At 68.5% G+C, this 17,188-nt stretch carries 19 protein-coding genes; 10 read left to right on the top strand and 9 right to left on the bottom strand.

Annotation, left to right across the window (positions count from 1 at the left end; all coding sequences use genetic code 11):
- The first annotated feature begins 21 nt into the window (after window positions 1-21).
- Complete coding sequence (locus B0F77_RS32190) at window positions 22-1,023, top strand: gamma-glutamylcyclotransferase (RefSeq protein ID WP_086666785.1); 1,002 nt, start codon at window positions 22-24, stop codon at window positions 1,021-1,023.
- On the opposite strand, the gene B0F77_RS32195 is transcribed toward B0F77_RS32190, so the two are convergent.
- The gene (locus B0F77_RS32195; protein ID WP_086666786.1) at window positions 1,016-2,896 is read right to left on the bottom strand and encodes a VWA domain-containing protein; all 1,881 of its coding nucleotides are present in this window, start codon (window positions 2,894-2,896) and stop codon (window positions 1,016-1,018) included. The genes B0F77_RS32190 and B0F77_RS32195 overlap by 8 nt on opposite strands.
- A 134-nt stretch (window positions 2,897-3,030) precedes the next feature.
- On the opposite strand from B0F77_RS32195, the gene B0F77_RS50060 reads away from it, so the two are divergent.
- Window positions 3,031-3,264: a hypothetical protein gene (locus tag B0F77_RS50060; protein WP_245848929.1), complete on the top strand. Its 234-nt coding sequence runs from the start codon at window positions 3,031-3,033 to the stop codon at window positions 3,262-3,264.
- On the opposite strand, the gene B0F77_RS49270 is transcribed toward B0F77_RS50060, so the two are convergent.
- Entirely contained in the window at window positions 3,257-3,553 is a 297-nt protein-coding gene (locus B0F77_RS49270; RefSeq protein WP_211294162.1) for a TetR/AcrR family transcriptional regulator, read from the bottom strand. The two genes, B0F77_RS50060 and B0F77_RS49270, sit on opposite strands and share 8 nt — an antisense overlap.
- Window positions 3,554-3,694: 141 nt before the next feature.
- Between B0F77_RS49270 and B0F77_RS32205 the strand changes: the two genes are divergently transcribed.
- The gene (locus B0F77_RS32205) at window positions 3,695-4,483 is read left to right on the top strand and encodes a zinc-binding dehydrogenase (protein ID WP_342746859.1); all 789 of its coding nucleotides are present in this window, start codon (window positions 3,695-3,697) and stop codon (window positions 4,481-4,483) included.
- 51 nt (window positions 4,484-4,534) lie between these two features.
- Here B0F77_RS32205 and B0F77_RS32210 read toward each other — a convergent pair whose 3' ends face one another.
- Genes B0F77_RS32210 through B0F77_RS32220 form a run of 3 tightly spaced genes read right to left on the bottom strand, consistent with a single transcriptional unit; the run spans window position 4,535 to window position 6,431 of the window.
- Window positions 4,535-5,593, bottom strand: coding sequence for a DUF6545 domain-containing protein (locus B0F77_RS32210; protein ID WP_086666787.1), 1,059 nt, complete (start codon window positions 5,591-5,593; stop codon window positions 4,535-4,537).
- 23 nt (window positions 5,594-5,616) lie between these two features.
- Window positions 5,617-6,045, bottom strand: a complete 429-nt coding sequence (locus tag B0F77_RS32215; RefSeq protein ID WP_143466999.1) for a M78 family metallopeptidase domain-containing protein — start codon at window positions 6,043-6,045, stop codon at window positions 5,617-5,619.
- Window positions 6,042-6,431, bottom strand: coding sequence for a helix-turn-helix domain-containing protein (locus B0F77_RS32220; protein WP_086666788.1), 390 nt, complete (start codon window positions 6,429-6,431; stop codon window positions 6,042-6,044). Before B0F77_RS32220 ends, B0F77_RS32215 begins: the two co-directional genes overlap by 4 nt.
- A gap of 134 nt (window positions 6,432-6,565) precedes the next feature.
- Between B0F77_RS32220 and B0F77_RS32225 the strand changes: the two genes are divergently transcribed.
- Window positions 6,566-7,732 (top strand): chymotrypsin family serine protease, encoded by a 1,167-nt coding sequence (locus B0F77_RS32225; protein WP_086666789.1) that lies wholly within the window; start codon window positions 6,566-6,568, stop codon window positions 7,730-7,732.
- Window positions 7,733-7,833: 101 nt separating this feature from the next.
- Here the strand turns inward: B0F77_RS32225 and B0F77_RS32230 are convergent, their stop codons facing one another.
- From B0F77_RS32230 to B0F77_RS32240, 3 genes are read right to left on the bottom strand one after another with little or no spacing between them, the layout of a single operon-like run.
- On the bottom strand, window positions 7,834-9,408 hold the full coding sequence (locus B0F77_RS32230) for a hypothetical protein (RefSeq protein WP_086666790.1): 1,575 nt from the start codon (window positions 9,406-9,408) through the stop codon (window positions 7,834-7,836).
- Between the two features lie 58 nt (window positions 9,409-9,466).
- The gene (locus tag B0F77_RS32235; RefSeq protein ID WP_086666791.1) at window positions 9,467-9,640 is read right to left on the bottom strand and encodes a DUF397 domain-containing protein; all 174 of its coding nucleotides are present in this window, start codon (window positions 9,638-9,640) and stop codon (window positions 9,467-9,469) included.
- On the bottom strand, window positions 9,615-10,463 hold the full coding sequence (locus B0F77_RS32240; RefSeq protein ID WP_086666792.1) for a helix-turn-helix domain-containing protein: 849 nt from the start codon (window positions 10,461-10,463) through the stop codon (window positions 9,615-9,617). The genes B0F77_RS32235 and B0F77_RS32240 overlap by 26 nt, the downstream gene beginning before the upstream one ends.
- A gap of 132 nt (window positions 10,464-10,595) precedes the next feature.
- On the opposite strand from B0F77_RS32240, the gene B0F77_RS32245 reads away from it, so the two are divergent.
- From B0F77_RS32245 to B0F77_RS32270, 6 genes are read left to right on the top strand one after another with little or no spacing between them, the layout of a single operon-like run.
- The gene (locus B0F77_RS32245; protein ID WP_086666793.1) at window positions 10,596-11,720 is read left to right on the top strand and encodes an efflux RND transporter periplasmic adaptor subunit; all 1,125 of its coding nucleotides are present in this window, start codon (window positions 10,596-10,598) and stop codon (window positions 11,718-11,720) included.
- Window positions 11,717-12,412, top strand: a complete 696-nt coding sequence (locus tag B0F77_RS32250; RefSeq protein WP_086666794.1) for an ABC transporter ATP-binding protein — start codon at window positions 11,717-11,719, stop codon at window positions 12,410-12,412. The genes B0F77_RS32245 and B0F77_RS32250 overlap by 4 nt, the downstream gene beginning before the upstream one ends.
- Window positions 12,409-13,599, top strand: coding sequence for an ABC transporter permease (locus B0F77_RS32255; RefSeq protein ID WP_086666795.1), 1,191 nt, complete (start codon window positions 12,409-12,411; stop codon window positions 13,597-13,599). The genes B0F77_RS32250 and B0F77_RS32255 overlap by 4 nt, the downstream gene beginning before the upstream one ends.
- Before the next feature lie 8 nt (window positions 13,600-13,607).
- The gene (locus B0F77_RS32260) at window positions 13,608-14,090 is read left to right on the top strand and encodes a hypothetical protein (protein WP_245848930.1); all 483 of its coding nucleotides are present in this window, start codon (window positions 13,608-13,610) and stop codon (window positions 14,088-14,090) included.
- Entirely contained in the window at window positions 14,090-14,782 is a 693-nt protein-coding gene (locus B0F77_RS32265) for a response regulator transcription factor (RefSeq protein WP_086666827.1), read from the top strand. The genes B0F77_RS32260 and B0F77_RS32265 overlap by 1 nt, the downstream gene beginning before the upstream one ends.
- Entirely contained in the window at window positions 14,779-16,044 is a 1,266-nt protein-coding gene (locus tag B0F77_RS32270; protein ID WP_086666796.1) for a sensor histidine kinase, read from the top strand. Before B0F77_RS32265 ends, B0F77_RS32270 begins: the two co-directional genes overlap by 4 nt.
- Here the strand turns inward: B0F77_RS32270 and B0F77_RS32275 are convergent.
- On the bottom strand, window positions 16,022-17,113 hold the full coding sequence (locus B0F77_RS32275) for an FAD-dependent oxidoreductase (protein ID WP_086666797.1): 1,092 nt from the start codon (window positions 17,111-17,113) through the stop codon (window positions 16,022-16,024). The two genes, B0F77_RS32270 and B0F77_RS32275, sit on opposite strands and share 23 nt — an antisense overlap.
- Window positions 17,114-17,188: the final 75 nt, after the last annotated feature.

Here is a 17,188-nt window from a genome sequence, read left to right on the forward strand (position 1 = left end):
GCCTGACATAGAGTCGGTCTCATGATCACATCGAGAGACCGCGTGCTGGGCCGGATCGCCGATCACCTCGTCGCGCTCGGCCGTCCGTTGCGAGTGGCCGTCGACGGGATCACGGCGTCGGGCAAGACGACCCTGGCCCGCGAGCTGACCGCGGCGGTCGCGTCGAGGGGCCGTTCGGCCGCGCACCTGTCGATGGACGGGTTCCACAACCCGCGTGCGATCCGGCACCGGCAGGGGCGGGACTCGGCGGACGGCTACTACGCCGACGCCTACGACTTCGCGGCCTTCGCACGGCTGGTGCTGGAGCCGCTCGGGCCCGGCGGGGACCGGAAGTACCGGGAGCGGATCATCGACCTCCACTCGGACGCCGCCGTCGACGAATCACCGGTGATCGCCCCTGATGACCTCGTGTTGGTCGTCGACGGGAGCTTCCTGCAGCGTGACCTGGAGTGGGACGAGGTGGTCTTCGTCGACACGCCGTTCGAGATCGCTCGGGCCCGCGGCACGCGCAGGGACACCGAACTGCTCGGCGGGCTGGAACAGGCCGAACGTGCCTTCGACCAGCGGTATCACGCCGCGAGCCAGCGCTATCTCGACGAGGTGGGACCAGCCGCCCGTGCCTCCATCGTGCTGGGCAACGCCGATGTCGCGAACCCGGTGCTGCGCCGGATCGGAGGCCCGGCCGACGCGGTGGTCAACCTCTTCTCGTACGGGACGCTGCAGACGCCGTCGGTCCAGCGCGAGCACTTCGGCCGGGAGCTCCACGGCGCGCCGGACGTGCTGCCGGGTTATCGGCAGGACTGGGTGACGATCACCGACCCGGCCGTGATCGCGGTCAGCGGCACGGACCGGCACCCGATCGTCCGGCACACCGGCGATCCCGCCGACACGACCGCGGGCACTGTTTTCGAGGTGACGACGGAAGAGCTGGCGGCGGCCGACCTCTACGAGGTCGACGACTACCGGCGGGCGCTCGCCCGGCTCGGGTCGGGCGCGGACGCCTGGGTCTATCTGGCTAGCTGAAGCGGTTGCGGATGAAGCCCGACCTGCTCTGCCCGAACCTGTTCATGGCGAAGATCGTGTAGCCGACGTCGCCCCCGTCGGTCCACGCCTGGATCTGCCCGAGGTTGCTCGAAAGGCTGATCAACTTCCGGAACGTCGTCTGGTCGTCGCGGAACTGCGGCGCCGGCACCTGGGAGTGGGCCGCACTGAGGACCTCGACGTGCTCGGCCAGCCGGCGCCCGGCCGACTCGCGGTCGTTCTGGTAGAGGTCGTCGAGCGCGTAGAACGTGACCTCGCTCGTCCAGAGGCCGACCGCGTGCGCGAACACGGTCTCGGCGGCGATCGTGGTGTCGGGACCGAGGTCGACGACGTGCCGGCGGTTGTCCCTGGCCACGGCGTCGACGTACTGGACCGTGGCCTGGCCGAAGCCCTGCCAGCCTTGCGGGGCCTGCACTTCCAGGACCACCCAGTACGTCTCGTCGAACGCCAGGTCGGGCGCGAAGATCCGGATGCCGTCGTCCTCGGTCACGAGGTCGGGCAGCGACTCGACGCCCATCTCCTCGCGCGCCCGGTGTTTCGCGGCCGACACTTCCCGTTCGACGCGGGCGCGGCTGGGCGGATCGGTGATCAGGTCGTGGCCGTAGAGGTGCCACGCGGTGATCTCCGCGTCGAGGCGGATCTGCAGCTGGATGTTGATCGCGGCCAGGTGGTCGCGGCGGGCGAGGTCCTCGGCGAGGTTGAGACGCACGTCGTCGGGAGTGGTCACCAGCAGGCAGGAGCCGCCGGTGAGGCCGGCCAGCGCTTCCAGTTCGCGCATGCGGGCGTCTGCGCCGAAACCGAAGCAGGACAGGGTGAGATCGCCACGGATGCGGTCGGCGATGTTGCGGCGGATGGTGATCCAGTTGCGTTCGCCCGAGTTCGGATCGCCGTCGGAGAACAGGTACAGGCAGTTGACCACGTCCGCCTGGGAATGCCGCGCGATCTCGTCGATGCCGTAGAGGACGCCGAGGTTGATGTCCGTGCCGCCGTCGGCCCCCAGGCCCGTCACGATCTCGTCCAGGCGGGCCGCGGGGATGTCGTGCTTCGGCGTGGCCTTGAGCAACGTGCGGACGCGCGTGTCGAACGTGACGATTCCCAGGACATCGGTGTCGCGCAGCTGGGAGTAGAGCCCACGAATCGCCGACTTGACGGTGTCGAGCTTCTCCCCCTCCATCGACAGGCTCGTGTCGACGACGAACACGAAGTTCACCGGCAGCATTTCCCGGTTCGGCGACGTGCCTCGGCCGCCCTCGCCGGCGCGCAGTGCCAGTTCGACGAAATGCGTGGTGTTCTCGTTCGCGCGGAAGTGTTCCCGCGCCTCGCACGTGCCGTGGCTGACGGCGAGAGCCTCCCCCGATGACGGCGTGGGAATTCCCGACGGATTCGAGGCCACGAAATCGTCGAACCGGATCTGGGCCTGGTCGATCAGCACGCCCTGGTCGACCAGGTCCGCGATGCCGAGGGTCGCCTTGGTGCCGAACTCGTTGTTGCGCCGGACGAACAGGCCGCTGCGAGGAAGGGGGCCCGGTTTCCCGTCCAGCCCGAGGGCGAGGGACGACCAGTCGGATGCCTCGGCGTTCAGCCGCACGCTGGCGTTGACGGTGCTGCCGAACTGGACGGACAGGAGCTCGCGCAGGGGCGACGAATCCTCGCCCTCGACGGTGTCCAGGCACCCGTCGACATCGTCGTCAAAGCTGATGTCCTTCTCGTAGCGCTGGTCGACGACCGGCGCGTTGAACACCGGGGGTTCGTTGACGACTTCCTGACGGCGCGACGAACGACGACGGATCACCACAACGATTGCGACAACCACTATCGCGATGCCGAGTGAGGCCAGGACCCAGGCGAGGCTCATGGCTCCGCATTATCGGCCTCGCCTGATCCCTGGGTGGTGGACTCCCGGAGAAACACGAGGACGCCATTCGTTCTGACCCGGAATTGTCCCGTTTGTGGCAACGAATTGCGAGGACGTCCGGGATCACGGCGACCGTGTCACGAATCCGGCTCGTGAGCGCGGCCACGGCCGGGTCGGCCTGCGCGGCCCAGTCGGCCAGGGCGTGGCGGAACGCGGCGAGCAGCATGTCCCCCGCCAGCCACGGGCGCGGATCGCCGGTGGCGTCGACGCCGAACCTGCGCTGGACGACCTCCAGTGCCGCACACGTGGTCTGCTCGCAGAACTGCAGCCCGTGCGCGTTCATGGACGGCGTCACCGCGGTCAACTGACAGCTGAGCAGGGCGCGCCGAGCAGTGCGTCCCGCAGGAAGTGCAGCAGCAGCGCGCAGTCGGGTTCGCGGGTGTCCAGGTCGTCGAGGAAGGCCTGCCACATGTCCTGCAGCGGTGCCATCGCGACGTCTTCCTTGCTGGTGAAGTACCGGAAGAACGTGCGCTTCGAGACGGCCACCTCGTCGCACAGCTGATCGAGGGTGACGCGAGCGAAACCGTGCTGGAGGAACAACTCCAGCGCCGTGTCGATCAACGTTTCCCGCGTGTGCTGCTTCTTGCGCTCACGCACGCATGCGCGCCCTTCTGATCGACCACTCCGCGCCCGGCGGCCTCGCGCCCGGCGAGACCGAAGATCCCGTACCCGCACCACATCAGGCGCTGGTGCGGGTCACCGCGGCCTCGCTCAAACTTCGGCGAGGTCAGCCACGGCGTGCCGCTGGTCCCGGACGGCACGGTGCTCGGCTCGGACGCGGCGGGGGTCGTCGAACGTGCCGCGGCCGACGGTTCCGGACCCTCCGCCAGCACCCCCGTGGTCACGATCGGCCCGGCCGGTGCCTGGGCGCAGCTGCGTGCCGTGGACACCGACGCGCTGGCCGTCACGCCCGCCACGGCCGACCCCGGCGCGGTCAGCACGATCCCGGTGGCCGGGCTCAGCGCGCTGGGAGCGTTGCACCGCCTCGGTTCCCTGCTGGGACGACGCGTCCTGATCACCGGTGCGACCGGCGGCGTCGGGCACTACGCAGTCCAGCTCGCCCGGCTCGGTGGCGCCCACGTCATCGCGTCCACCGGCGACCCCGCCGCGCACGGCGACGAACTGCGGGCCCTGGGCGCGGGCGAGGTCGTGACGGAACCGGGCCTGGTCGACGCACCGGCCGACGGGGTCGTGGACCTCGTCGGCGGGCCGCAGCTGGTCGACGCCTTCGGCAGGCTCGCCCCGCGCGGCACGCTCGTCGCCGTCGGACACACGACGGGCGAGGGCGAGACCTTTCCGTTCGGCGCGTTGCTGGGCAACCACGGCCACGACCGTTCGATCGTGACCTTCTACCTTGGCGCCTTCACCGGACTCGGCGCGGACCTGGCGTGGCTGGCCCGCCAGGTCGGCAGCGGCGTGCTCACGCCGCGGATCTCGTGGCGGGGCGGTCTGGCCGAAGCCGGCGAGGGTGTCGGCGCTCTGCTCGGACGGCGCCTGCACGGCAAGGCGGTCATCGAGCTGGGCTGAGTCTCAGGAAACGAGCGACAACCACGCAAGCGCTCTGATCGATCCGCTGGCCTACTGCCGCTCGGCGAGCCGGGAGTACGCGACGCTCACCTGTGCGAGCCAGGCGGCGTCGTCGCCGGGCCTGGGCGTCGCGAACACCGGCGGCGGCAGGCTCGGCTCGTCCCCGCGGAGTGCGGCGGCGATGCAGGCGGCTTCGGCGTGCGCACGCGCGCCGTCGGGTCCGAGGTCACGGGCTTCGGCCAGAGCCGCCTCATACACGGCCGAGTCGAATCGCGAGCGCAGCGGACCGAGGAGTGCGTCCCGGATTCCGATGACGCGGGTCAACAGGCGGGCGCGCTGGCCGCGCACCCCGATGTTCTCGGTACCGACGGCCGAGGCGAGTGGCTCCAACTGCCGGTACAGCCGCCTGCGGGTCCACCACGCTCCGAACGACGGCAGCACCAGGCCGAGCAGGAAGAACACCGAGCCGGGGAAGACGAGGTAGATCTGCACGCCGCTGGGTCCGTTGTCCGCCCACGACGGAGGGAAACCCAGGAAGACGGCCCAGAGGTAGTACAGCTTGTGCACACCCTGCGCGACCAGCAGCGCACACCCGACGCCGAGCAGGGTGAGGCTGGTGCGCAGCAGGTCGCGCTCCGGGGTTCGGTTGCGCCACAACAACCTCAGCAGACCGGCCTGCACCAGCATGCTGTAGGTCTGCGAGGTGGTCACGTACGCGACGACCCCCGGATCGGTGTGGCCGCGGGAGCCGAGGATGGGCAACCCGAGCCGGAACGGGCCGAGCAGGTAGCAGACGACCAGAGCGGCCATGCTCCCGAAGAGCAGGCGCGTCCGCCACCGGGTCGACGTTCCCGGCGCCACCACCGCGAGCGTGAAGTTGGCCGCGTTGTAAGCGGTGGCCATGTTGGCGAGTTGCTGCACCAGCAACCAGATGCTGGGGATCTCGCCGGTCAGCCGATGCAGGAACCAGTACACCGGCGGATAGCCCAGCAACCGGGATATCTCCATGAACAGCAGGGCGAAGAACACCGCGCGGGTCGCCTCGTCGCCGGGACTGCGGCGCATGGCGAGGAACCGGAACACCACGCTCACCGCGACCAGCGCCGTCATCAACGCGTGAGCGTTGTCCGCTATCAAGTCTCCAGCACGCGTCGGAAGCCGTCGCCACGAGACGCTCGGGCGAGCACGGCGTAAGCGAACTGCTCGGCCTCGCGTTCGGCCTTGGCCGAGAAGGCGTCGTGCTGGCGGGCCAGCATGATCCGCAGCGTGGCGCCGCTGAGGTCGGGCAGCAACGCGTTCAACGTCTCGGCGCCTTGGTGGTCGTGCAGGATGTGGCCGAGCTCGTGCAGAATGATGTGTTCCTGGTGCAGCTCGGACGTGTCCTGCTCGTAGCAGATGATGTCGGCCTGCTCGCCTGCCAGCCACAGACCGCACGGCCCGAGAGCGGACAACGGCATCGGCGCCAGCACGATCCGTCTTCGCCTTCGCCGCGACACCCGCGCACACAGCTCGACGATGTCGAACGGACTCGGAAGGACGAGTCCGCGGGCCAGCCTGCTCACTCGAGACCTTCCAGCTTCCGCAGCTGTTCGGTCAACGCGCGGACGGCGTCCACACTGCCCTGCGACAACCCCACCATCCGCGCCGCCGCGTTGGCCACCCCTGCATCCCGCATGGCTCCGGCCAGCCCGATCTGCGCGGCGATCTCGTCCGCCGTCTGGTCGTCGAAGAAGAACGCCACCGGCACACCGAAGAACCCCGCCAGCCGTTCCAGCGTGTCCTTCGTGGGGTTGAGGTTCTTGCCCGACCGCAGCGCGGACAGCAGCCCGGTCGACAAGCCCGTCGCGGCGGACACTTCGGGGTGCGTGAAGGGCTTGCGGCCTTTCGGGTGCACCTCGCGAAACAGGTACTCCACCTTCTCGGCCAGCGTCCGAGGACCACCGCTCACCGATCGTCCTCCTCCATTGACGCACCGATCGGCAGAGTCTACGGTACGTGATCGTGTCACTTTAATGACACAGACTGTACGTAGAGTCAGTCTACTAAGCCTTGGGGGCTTCGTTGAAAAGATCACGTCTATTTGTGCTGCCTGCAGTCACCCTGTTACTGGTCTCGTTCAACGGCCAAGCAGCCGCGGCCAAGTCGGGCAAGCAGCTGACCGCCGCACCTGCCGGAGCGCCGATCGCCACAACACTCGACACCACCGCATCCGCCATCCAGGACCGCGCGCTCCACACGGAGATCGGGTTCGCAGGCCTGTCCGTCGACCGGAAGACCCAGACAATCACCTTGCACGCCAAGGACCTGACGGCCGCGAGGACCCTGGTCGCAGCCGTACCGGGCACAGCGGCAATGAAGATCGACTTTCGTGCGGCGAAGCACAGCCGCTCCGAGTTGAGAAAAGCTGCCGACCTGCTCTGGAAGTCGGCCGCGAACTGGAAGGCGTCCAGCGCTATTGAGGTGTACTCGATAGCGCTCAATCCGGATGGCAGCGGGCTCAAGGTACGGGCCAACGATGTCGCCGCCGTCTCGACCGCTGCGACGTCCGGTGTACCGCTCAGCGTCGAAAGGGGTGAAGGCGGCGCAGTGCCGGCCAGCCGGTACGACGACGACCCGCCGTTCTCGGGCGGCATTCACCTCGGCAGCGGTGGTGCTTCGTTCTGCAGTTCCGCTTTTGGGGTGCGCCAGGGAGCCCAGACTTTTCTGATGACCGCGGCGCACTGCTACGAGGGAGGTGTCGGTGACGGACCGGTTCAGACCGGCATGGGCGGGCACCACATCGGATACGTGAGCGGGTGGGACTCGACCCGTGATGCCGCATCGGTCGCGACCAACGCGTGGAGTGGGGTGTGGACGAACGACAGCAGCTGGACCCACTACCGGGATTCCGCCTGGTCCTACAACAACAACGAGATCTGCCAGAGCGGAGTTCACACGGGGTACACCTGTGGGATCTTTGTGGCCGACCAAGCGACCAGTTGGACCTTCTCCGGCTGGCCCACGCCGATCTACGGAGTCAGGGCCTGCGCTCCGCAAGGGTACTTCGCTGTTCGGTCCGGTGACAGCGGAGGCCCTGTCTACGACTGGCACGCGGACGGAAAAGTGCGCAGTCGCGGCATCATCTCGGCGGGCGACGCGGAGCTGGCGACCACCGGCCGCAGCCGCTGCATGTACTTCGCAGAAACCAACGCGATCCTGAATTCCTGGAGTCACAACACCACTCCGGTCACCCTGCTGACCAGCCCCTGATCCACCCCTGGCCGCAGAACCCGCCTGACCAAGCGCCCGCGCCGGCCAGGCGGGTTCTGCGTCGTCATGACAGTTGCCCGCTCAACGGCAACGGACTGCGATCAAGAGACCAGCGAAAGTCCGCGGCGAACCGGCTCCTGGACCGCGGCGGCCTCAGCAGAGGGAATGACGACCTCTTCGCCGCCGATCTCCCGCGTGATCCACGCCCCGGACTCCACCATGACCTTCAAGGTCCGCGTGTCCATCGCGTTGACCCGGCCGTAGTACCACTCGTCGGTGGCCAGCGAACCCATCCGGTCGCCGAGGCGCTTCTTGATGTCCAGGACGCGCTGGAACAAGGTCGACACCAGCGCGGCGCGGTCGAACGGGCCCTCCAAACCGGTGCGGATGCGGTCCTCGATGCCGCGCGGCACGCCCTCGGAGTCCGGCATGAGCATGGTGGTCCACGCGCGTGACTTCTCGCGGTACTGCAGCTGCTGCATGATGCCCTCGTGTTGCGCGAAGTCGGCGGCACGGAAAGCCGAGCCGCGCCAACGCTTCTGCAGGTTCACGGCCAACGAGAGCGCGCTCTTGAGCCCGGTGTTCAGGCCGCGGCCTGGCCAGAAGTGCAGCGAGTTGGCGGCGTCGCCGAGCAGGAAGCCGAACGTCGACGGCGCGAGCTGGGCGGTGAACTTCGACATCTGCTGCATGCCGAGCGTGAACGAGTTGATGCCCACGACGTCCGCCGCGCCGACGCCGAAGAAGCGCAGTCCGTCGAGAATCCGGGGCCACAGGTAGGAAAGCTTGTCGACGGACGGCTTGAACACGGCGCGGTGCCGGTCGCAGACGAAGCGCGTTCCGGACGGACGCATGGTGCAGCCGAACTTGCCGATGCACGACACCGGGCCGTTCTCGCCGAGCGCCACGATCTCGGAGGCCTCCTCGGCGGTCAGGCGCATGTTGATGAAGCCGCCGCCGAGCGAGTTGAAGAGGAACCTGTTCTGCGCCACGGTCAACGGCACGGTGTGCTCGTCGGGAACCTTGGCCGTGACCCGGATGCCGAGCACGCGCTCGTCCAGCGGCGAACCGTCCACAGAGAACAGTTCACGGCTCGGGGTGCCGAAGTGGGACGAGAGCGAGTCGCGGGTGGCGGACCTGGCGCCGTCGGCGATGGCGAGGACGTGCAGGCCGTCCCAGCGGGCCGGCGCGCTGTAGGCGCTGGGGACCAGTTCGATGCCGTAGACGTCCTGCGCCATGTCGAGGAGGGCGTCCTCGATCCAGCGGATCTTGATGTTGCGCGGACGGCCCTTCGACTCGGGCGAGTCCGGGCCGAGTGGCCACATCTCGGAGAACTTGCCGGGCGTGAAAAGGCGTTGGCGCACCTCGGCGGGCAGGGCCGCCCAGACGTTGCTCTGCAGCGTCACGACCTGCTCGCGACGGTTGTTGCCGTCGGCCGCGCCGCGCCAGGCGACCCGGTTGCCTGCCCGCTTCCAGCGACGGTCGAACACGCGCACCGCGACCTGGTCCCCCAGCAACGACTTCAGCGTGCACGCGAACGCCAGACCGACGGGACCGCCGCCCGCGACGTCGACCCGCAGCGGTGCCTTCCTGCGCAGCGGCACCACCTGGCCGCCCTGCTTCGGCAACAACACCGTCGGGCCACACCGGCCGATCAGCACCGTCTTCTCGTCAGCCATGACCCGTCCCCCTTGATCCCGTTCGACGGCGGGAACACGTGCTGAGACGGGAGAAGGTTCAACGATTTTCGAGGAAGTTCTGCCACGCGGTGAAAGTGAAGGTCAGAACGCCTCCGGACGGGTTCTTGGAGTCACGGACGAGCGCGTCGTGGGCCAGCGACACCTCGACGCAGTCCCCGTCCTCGGTCGCACCGCTGTAACTGCTCTTACGCCATGCACGTTCCTGAGTCATCGAGGTCCTCTCGCGGTTGGCCAGCGTACTCCGCCAGCCTGCTCCGCGATTGTTCCGCATCCAAGGCGACCTCAGCCAAACGGTCGAACAGCAGACGTGCCCTCACGATGGCGCTGGGATCCTGGACGAACACGTTCACCAGGTCACCCTCGATGAACGCCACCGGCCTCGCCTTGTCGAACTCCCACAGAGTGCAGTTGGCCGCGATCACAGGCGCCCCGACGGGCACTACCCGGATGAACTGCGCGCTGTACAGCAACCGGAAGTACTGATCCTCCATGATCCGGCTGTCACCGACTTGCATCTGCAGTGCGTGCTCGTGGATGTAGAACAGGCAATCAGGCCGATCGTGTCGCAGCAGAAGCGACTGCCGGTCCGTCCGGAACTGCACGAGGGACGGGATTCGGTCCTCAGCGACGAATCCACCCATCCGGTACCAGGCGTCGGCGTACTCCGCCGTCTGCAGGAGGCCGGTGACCGACTGCGTGTCGTACCTCATGATCGTCTTGGCCGTGGACTCCGCCATCGCAAGCGTGCGCAGGTTGTCCGACGTCTGGACGATGTACTCGTCGAACGCGTGCCGGTAGCGCCGCTTGAAGTCCTCGAAGAAGTCGATGTCCTTGTCGCACTTGGACAAGTACTGCACGAGGTCGATCTCACTCGCGCGGTACTTGCCGTTTTCGATGGTCGAGAGCTTGCTCGGATCCCAGCCAAGCCTGACGGCGAGTGCGGCACCGGTCAGGCCGGTGCAGGTCTCGCGCAGTTTGCGCAGCTCATCGCCAAGTTGCCTGCTGTACGCAGTGGACTGAGTGGTCGTGGCCATGGTTCGACGTTAGGGCTTGCTCCAAGAGCAATTAAGGCGCTCATTCGGGTGAAAACGTCCCACCCTGATCTTCAGCACGTTGCCAGGAAACTCGCAGCCGCGCCACAGCTTGACGGACGACCATCCCAGCCCATGACTCGACGTCGCAGATCCTTGTTGATCAACGGACTGCTGGTGGTGGTGCTCCTCGGCGCCGGTGTGGCCGGCTACCTGGTGTTCTTCGGTTCCTCCGGCAGTGCCCAGCCCACCGCCACCCGCACGGCCGCGGCCGCGAACCGCGACGTCAGCGAGACGGTGACGGCCTCGGGCACGGTGCAGAGCTCGTTCAGCGCCGCCGCGTCGTTCAGCGCCAGCGGCACGGTCACCGAGATCGACGTCAAGGTCGGCGACGTGGTCACCAAGGGCCAGCAGCTCGCGAAGCTCGACCCGACGCAGGCTCAGCTGCAGGTCGACATCGCGCAGGGCAACCTCAACGCGGCGCTCGCGAAGGGCACCGGCACGACCGCGCTGCTCACGGCGTACCGGCAGACCCAGCTCGCGCTTCAGCAGGCGCAGGACACCCTCGCGGCCACCACGCTGACCGCACCTGGCGACGGCACGATCACGTCGGTCACCGGGTCCGTCGGGCAGAAGGTGGGCAGCGGCAACAACACGTCCAGCACCACGAGCAGTACCACCACCACCGCGGCGTCCGGGTTCGTCGTCGTCACCGACCTGAAGAACCTCGTGCTGCACGCCAACGTCTCCGAGTCCGACGTCAGCAAGCTCAAGGCCGACCAGGCCGCGACCGTCACGGTCAACGCGATGCAGGCGCAGCCGATCCAGGCCAAGGTCACCCAGGTCGACCTCACGCCCACGACCTCGAACAACGTCGTCCAGTACGGCGTCACGCTGACCCTCACCGAACCACCGGCCGGGCTGCGGCCGGGCCAGTCCGCGAGCGTCGAGGTCACCGTCAGCTCGGCGACCAACGTCCTCGCCGTCCCCGCGGCGGCCGTCCAGACCGTCAACGGCGCCAGCAGCGTCCAGGTGCTGGAGAACGGCGCGGAGACCCGCAAGACCGTCGAGATCGGGGTGCGCGGCGACCAGTACGTGGAGATCAAGTCCGGGCTCAGCGCGGGCGAGGAGGTCGTGCTGCCGCAGGTGACCACCTCGACCAACCAGAACCGCACCGGCCAGCAGCAGGGCACCGGCCAGTTCCCCGGCACCGGCGGCGGCAACCGCAACGGCGGCGGGCTCACCGGGACCGGTCGATGAGCCCGGTCATCGAGGTCAGGAACCTCCGCAAGACCTACGGCTCCGGAGACACGGCCGTGCACGCGCTCAGAGGGCTCGACCTGACCGTCGAGAAGGGCGAGTACATCGCGATCATGGGTGCGTCCGGGTCGGGCAAGTCGACGCTGCTGAACATCCTCGGGTGCCTCGACGTGCCGACGTCGGGCAAGTACCTGCTCGACGGGATCGACACCGGCGAGTTCGACGAGGAGCAGTTCTCGTTGCTGCGCAACAGGAAGATCGGGTTCGTCTTCCAGTCCTTCAACCTGGTGCCGCGCACCACGGCACTCGCGAACGTCGAACTCCCGCTGGTGTACGCGGGAGTTCGACGTGCCCAACGCCGGGAACGGGCGCTGGCCGCGCTCGATCTCGTTGGTCTCAAAGACCGCACGCACCACCGTCCCAACGAACTGTCCGGCGGCCAGCAGCAGCGCGTCGCCATCGCCCGTGCGCTCGTCACGTCGCCCGCGATCGTGCTCGCCGACGAACCGACCGGGAACCTCGACACCGAGTCCAGCCGCGAGGTCCTGGGCATCCTCGACCGCCTCAACGCGAGCGGGCGCACGGTCGTGCTGATCACGCACGAGGACGAGGTCGCCGCCCACGCCATGCGCACGATCCGTGTGGTGGACGGCAGTGTTCAAACGGGCGGGGTCGCGGGGGTGCTGGTGTGAGGCTCTTCGAAATCGCCGCGTTCGCGGTGCGCGGCCTGACCGCGAACAAGATGAGATCCGGCCTCACGACGCTGGGCATCCTGATCGGTGTCGCGTCGGTGATCCTGCTGATCGCGGTCGGCAACGGCGCGTCGAGCGCGGTGCAGCAGAGCATCGCGGGGCTCGGCACGAACATCCTGACGATCAGCCCGCAGCGCGCCCAGCCCGGCAGCACCGTCAAGCCGCTGACCACGGCGGACGCGGCGGCGCTCGTCAGCGCGGACTCCCCCGACGTCAAGTACGCGTCGCCGGTGGTCTCAGCGCAAGCCACCGCCGGGTACGGCACGACGAGCTACGCGATCAGCCAGTTCATCGGCTCGGATCCGCGGTACTTCGACACCACGAACAGCGCGGTGGCGCAGGGGAACCTGTTCTCCGACAACGACGTCCAGCAGGCGCGCAAGGTCGTCGTGATCGGCGCGACGGTGGCCACGCAGCTCTTCCCCGGCACCGATCCGGTCGGGAAGTCCATGCTGGTCAACAACATCCCGTTCACCGTCATCGGGGTGCTGGCGGCCAAGGGTTCCAGCGGGTTGCAGGACGCCGACGACATGGCCGTGGCGCCGCTGACGACCACGCAGAACGCGTTGACCGGCTACGGCAGCCTCAGCCAGATCGTCGTGCAGGCGCGGTCGGCCGACGCGCTGCCGAACGCGCAGGCGCAGGTGACCACGATCCTCAACGGCCGGCACAAGGTCACGCAGACCGCCGACTACCGGATCCTCAGCCAGGACCAGCTGCTCACCGCGCGCACCGCGACGACGGAGACGTTCACCGTGCTGCTCGCGTCGGTGGCCGCGATCTCGTTGCTGGTGGGCGGAATCGGCATCACGAACATCATGCTGGTCACCGTCACCGAACGGATCCGCGAGATCGGCATCCGCAAGGCCGTCGGCGCGCCCCGGTCGTCGATCCTCGGGCAGTTCCTGATCGAGGCGACGCTGCTGAGCCTGTTCGGCGGGTTCCTCGGCGTCGCGGCGGGGGTGATCGGCAGCCGGTTCACCATCGCCGGCATCCAGCCCGTGCTCGTGCCGTCGTCGGTGCTGCTGGCGTTCGCGGTGTCGGCGTTGATCGGCCTGTTCTTCGGCAGCTATCCGGCGTCGCGCGCCGCGAAGCTCCGTCCCATCGAAGCCCTCCGGCACGAATAGGAGTTCTTGTGAGCAACCCACTGGATCAGCCGTTGGAGAACGACATCTCGGCCGAGCTGAAGGAACGCAAGGCCGGCATCGGCAAGACCACGATGATCCTCGGTGTCGCGGTGCTGGCCATCGTCGCGTTCGTCGGCGGGGTGTTCGTGCAGAAGTCCTTCGGCTCCACGCAGACCCCGGCTCGCCAGAACGCCGCCGGCCGCCAGTTCAACGGCACGCCTCCTTCGGGCGCTCAGCAACGACCCAACGGCGGGTTCGGCCGCGGCACCACGGGCACGATCGACCACGTCGACGGCACCACGGTGTACGTGAAGACCCAGAACGGCCAGGTCGTCAAGGTGTCCACTTCGGACACGACGAAGGTGCAGATCACGTCCGACGGCAAGCTGACGGACCTCAAGGCCGGGCAGCAGGTCGTCGTGCAGGGCCAGGCGGGCTCGGACGGCACGGTGACCGGGCAGACCATCACGCAGCGGCCGACCACCGGGTGATGCAGGATCAGCGTGTGGAACGTGGCCGGTTGCTCGTCGTCGAGGACGAACCCAGCATCCGCGAACTGCTGTGCGCCAGCCTGCGGTTCGCCGGGTTCACCGTGTCCAGCGCGGCCACGGGCGGCGAGGCGTTGCAGGCGGCCCGTTCCGAGGCACCGGACCTGGTGCTGCTGGACGTGATGCTGCCCGACCGGGACGGGTTCGAGGTGGTGCGGCGGCTGCGTTCGTCCGGTGTGCGGGTGCCGGTGCTGTACCTGACCGCGCGCGACAGCACGGACGACCGCATCACCGGCCTGACGATCGGCGGCGACGGGTACATCACCAAGCCGTTCAGCCTGGAGGAGGTCGTCGCACGGGTGACCGCCGTGCTCCGCCGCACCCGGCCCGGCCACGAGAGCGAGCAGCTGACCTGCGGTGATCTGTCGCTGGACGTGGAGAGCCACATCGTGCGGCGCGGGTCGCGGGTGGTGGAGCTGTCGCCGACGGAGTTCCGGCTGCTGCACTACCTGATGCGCAACAGCGGCCGGGTGCTGTCGAAGGCGCAGATCCTGGACCAGGTCTGGTCGCACGACTTCGACGGCGACTTCGGGGTGGTCGAGTCGTACATCTCGTACCTGCGGCGCAAAGTCGATGTCGCGGAACCGCGGCTGATCCACACCGTGCGCGGCCTCGGATACATGATCAGACCATGACGTTGCGCGTGCGACTGGTGGTCGTGCTCGTCGCCCTGGTGGCCGCGGGCCTGTTCGGCACGTGGCTGATCGGCTCGCAGGTGATGGAGCGCTACCTGCTGGGCCAGCTCGACGCGCGGATCGACCGGGTCGCGTCGTCGCCGCGGCCGTTTCCCGGGCGGGAGAACGTGATCCTGCGGTCTCCGTCCGAGGTGCTGTCCGGAACGCCGTTCGCCGGCCTGCCTGGGTACGGGTCGTTGACGCCGGGCGAGCACGTCTCGGTGGGCTCGCACCGGTTGGTCATGCGGCAGCTCGACGGGGCCGAGCTGATCGTGGCGACCGACCAGTCGGAGGTCGACAAGGCGGTCGGCGATCTGCGGCTGGCGTTCCTGCTGATCAGCCTCGGCGCGCTGATTCTGGTCGGCATGGCCGGGTATGCGCTGGTCCGGGCCTCGACGCGGGCGCTGGAGGAGGTCGAGCAGGTGGCCGGCGAGATCGCGGCCGGTGACCTGTCGCGACGGGTTCCGGTGCGGCGGCCGGGGTCCGAGGTGGGACGGCTGGCGTCGGCGTTGAACACGATGCTCGGGCAGATCGAGCAGGCGTTCGCGGTGCGCGTCTCGTCGGAGAACCGGATGCGGCAGTTCGTCGCCGACGCGTCACACGAGCTGCGGACGCCGTTGACGTCGATTCGGGGCTATGCCGAGCTTTACCGCCAGGGTGCGGCCTCGGATCCTGCCGAGGTGTTGCGACGCATCGAGGACCACGCCGAGCGGATGGGCGTTCTCGTCGAGGACCTGCTGCAGCTGGCACGACTGGATTCCGCGCAACCACTGGTCTTGTCCACTGTGGACCTGGTCGTGCTGGTCACCGACGCCGTGGTCGAGGCACGGGTGCGCGCTGCGGACCGGACCGTGTCGCTGGAATTGCCGGACGGACCGGTGCTGGTGCAGGCCGACGAGGCGCGGGTGCGGCAGGTGCTGACGAACCTGCTCGACAACGCGCTGATCCACACGCCGGCGGGGTCGCCCGTCGAGGTGCGGCTGGGGCCGAGCTCCTTCGAGGTGGCTGATCACGGACCGGGGATGTCGGCCGAGCAGGCTTCGCGGGCGTTCGAACGGTTCTACCGCGTGGACGCCGCGCGAGGGCCGGGCGGAACCGGGCTGGGTCTGGCGATCGTGGCGGCGCTGGTCGCGGCCCACGGGTGGACGATCTCGCTGGACACCGCGCCGGGTGAGGGCGCGGTGTTCCGGGTGTCGTTCGTCAGTTCTGCTCAGCCGCGATGAGCTCGAGCACCTTCTGCGGTGCGTCGTCACCGAACAGGCTCTGCACGACCACGTCAGCATCGGCGGTGGTCTCCTCCGCGCGCACGAACATGGCCTGCTCGTACGCGTGCAGCGCGACCTCCACATCATCATGGGCGGCCAGAGCCTTGCCGAGCTCGGCACCATCCAGCATGGCGAGGTTGGCGCCCTCACCGTTGGGCGCGGCGAGGTGCGCGGCGTCACCGATCAGGGTCACGCCCGGCACGCGGTCCCACCGATGCCCGGTGGGCAGGGCGTAGTGCGGCCGCAACAGCGGCACGGTGTCGGACTCGGTGATCAACGCGGTCACCTGCGGCGCCCACCCCTCGAACTCGGCCGCGAGCCGCGCGCGGTCCGTCACGTCGATGTCGTCGAACCACTCCAGCGGCCGGCTGAACTCGACGTAGGCGTGCAGGACGCCGCCGGCCTCGCGGTGCGCGAAGATCCCCTTGCCTGAGCCGGGGACGAACATCGAGCCGCCACCGACGACCTCCGCCACGGCCGGGTGGTCGGTGTCGGCGTCGTACAGGTAGGTCTCGACGAACGACATGCCCGTGTACTCAGGTGTGGCGTCGGTGAGCAACGACCTGACGCGCGACCACGCGCCGTCCGCGCCCACCAGCAGTTCCGCCGTGATGGTGGTGCCGTTGGCGAACGTCACCTCTTTGCCGTGTACCCCGGTCACCTTGTGGCCCCAACGGACGGTGCCTTCGGGGAGGGAGTCGAGCAGCATCTGCCGAATGTCGGCGCGCTGTGCCTCGGGACGGCCGCCGGTGCCGTCGTCGCCCTTCTCGAACAGGACGGACCCGTCGGTGTCGAGGAACCGCATGGCCTCGCGGCCTTCCAGCACGATGGCGCGGAACTCGTCCATCAACCCGGCGGCCTCGACGGCGAGCTGGCCGTTGTAGTCGTGGACGTCGAGCATGCCGCCCTGCGCACGTGACGTCGGCGAGTCCTCCGCCTCGTAGACGGTGGACGGGATGCCGTTGACGTGCAGCACGCGGGCGAGCGTGAGACCGCCTAGGCCGGCACCGATGATCGTGACGTGCATTGGGGCTCCTTCAAGGTCGTGATCCGGGAACACGACCAGGTTCACCCGCGGCGCTGGCACCTCCCGCACACGTCA

Source organism: Lentzea kentuckyensis (genome assembly GCF_002150765.1).
Lineage (GTDB): Bacteria > Actinomycetota > Actinomycetes > Mycobacteriales > Pseudonocardiaceae > Lentzea > Lentzea kentuckyensis.